This is a genomic window from Streptomyces sp. NPDC005899, assembly GCF_040629645.1.
In the GTDB taxonomy this organism is placed as follows: Bacteria; Actinomycetota; Actinomycetes; order Streptomycetales; family Streptomycetaceae; genus Streptomyces.
The window spans coordinates 1-1,915 of record NZ_JBEXWB010000625.1; the positions used below are offsets into that span (position 1 = coordinate 1).

Sequence of the window (1,915 nt, forward strand, 5' to 3'; positions counted from 1 at the left end):
GCCGGGCGGGGCCGCCGGCAGGAAGGAACGGCCCGCGCCGGCCCCGGTGCCCGACGTGCGCCCGCCCGTGCGCCACATTTCGATGAGCGGGGCGCGCCACAGTGCCGACGCGCCGAAGAGCAAAGTCCCGTCCTCGCCGACGATGATCTGGCCGCCGCCGAATCCGACCTGCCACACGTACACGGCGCGTTCCTCCGCCAGCGCCTCCACCCCGAACTCCATGCCCTGGGCCAGCAGACCGAGGCACTGGCGGCCCAGCTCCGCCAGCTGCTCCTGGAGGGGGGACAGCTCCCCGGCGTCCCCGTTCATCGGCCCGTCTCCCGGCGGCAGTGCAGGAACAGATGGGGTTCGGGCACGGCCCCGGGCCCGTCCGGGGTGAACAGGGTCTCCTGCCGCGACAGCACGGTGAGCCCCGCACCGGTCGCGAGCGCCGCGAAGGCGTCGGGCGCGAAGCTGGTCACCCGGACCCGCTGCCCCATGAAGACGGCGCTCACGTCCTCCACGTCCAGCGGCACCGTCGCCAGGACCATGTGCCCGCCCCGCTTCAGCGCGCCCGCCAGCCGCCCGACCAGCTCGGTCTGCTGGGCGCGGGACATCTGGAGCAGGGAGAAGTAGACGCAGACCGCGTCGAAATCCTCCGCCTCGAGCGGGAGTTCCCGGATGTCGGCGCAACGGAACGATGCCCGGGGGACCTGACGCGACGCCAGCTCCACCATCACCGGCGAGACGTCGACACCCAGCACCTCGTGACCCGCACCGGCCAGGGCGAGGGCCGTCGGCCTGCCCGTACCGCTGCCGACGTCCAGCACCCGGCCGTGCGGGGGGAGGTGCTCCAGCAACCGGTGCAGCGAGTCCAGGTGGGCCGCCGAGCCGGCGAAGGCACGTTCGTACGCGGCACCGATGGCGTCGAACGCCCTGGCCGCCTCCTCGTGGTTCCCGGTCGTCATGGGGTCCCTTCCCTCGGCTTGCTCACAGGCGTCACGGCGTCACGCGGTCCGGGCGACCCCGACGTACAGGCCGCTCTCCTCCGGCTCGGGGGCGGACGTGCCGCGGTACCACTCGGGCGCCGTGACCAGGCCCGGCTCGACGACGTCCATGCCCTCGAAGAACCGGCCGAACTCGGCCCGGGTCCGCAGCGCCAGCCGGATGCCGCCCTTGCGGTACTCGTCCGCGCCCTGTTCGCCCCGCTCGGGGTTCACGTCCGACGCGCCCTGCGACAGCACCACGTAGCTGCCCGGGTGCAGCGCCGACGCCAGCGTGCGCACGATGGCGAACGGGTCCTCGTCGTCGGGCAGGAAGTGCAGGAGGCCCAGGAGCGAGAGCGCGACGGGCCGGTCGAAGTCCAGGACCCTGCGGGCGGCCTCGATGATCGTGCCGGGCTCGCGCACGTCCGCGGGGACGTAGTCCGTCGCTCCCTCCGGACGGCTGACCAGGAGGGCTTCCGCGTGCCGCAGGACGATCGGGTCGTTGTCGCAGTACACGACGCGCGAGGAGGGATTGATCTCCTGGGCGATCTGGTGCAGGTTCGGCGCCGTCGGGATACCGGTGCCGATGTCGAGGAACTGGTCGACGCCCTCGCCGGCCAGCCACGCCGTCGCCCGGTTCATGAAGGCCCGGTTCTGGACGGCACCCACCCTGGCCTCGTCCGGCAGCTGCTCGGCCACCGCCTGGTCCACGGGGTAGTTGTCCTTGCCGCCGAGGAGCGCGTCGTAGACGCGCGCCGACTGGGGCCGGCTGGTGTCGATCGGGGGCTGGGGTGTACCGGTCGTCATGACGAGCTCCGTTGCAGGTGGGTGCGGTGCGCGCGGGGCGGCGCCGGCGGGACGAGCAGCTCCGCGTGCGCAGTCTGCCACAGCAACTTGGAGGTCTTCAGCAGGTGTTGGCACCCCGTATCGGCCGAGCGGGTCCCCGGGCC

General features: G+C 73.1%; 3 protein-coding genes. All 3 read right to left on the reverse strand.

Going from position 1 to position 1,915, the window contains the following annotated elements:
- Positions 1-309, reverse strand: a 309-nt coding sequence (locus ABZ371_RS32140; protein ID WP_358686375.1) for a hypothetical protein, incomplete at its 3' end; no start/stop codon positions are given.
- Positions 306-947, reverse strand: coding sequence for a class I SAM-dependent methyltransferase (locus ABZ371_RS32145; protein WP_358686377.1), 642 nt, complete (start codon positions 945-947; stop codon positions 306-308). The genes ABZ371_RS32145 and ABZ371_RS32140, both read right to left, overlap by 4 nt.
- A 39-nt stretch (positions 948-986) precedes the next feature.
- Positions 987-1,772, reverse strand: a complete 786-nt coding sequence (locus tag ABZ371_RS32150; RefSeq protein WP_358686380.1) for an SAM-dependent methyltransferase — start codon at positions 1,770-1,772, stop codon at positions 987-989.
- Positions 1,773-1,915: the final 143 nt, after the last annotated feature.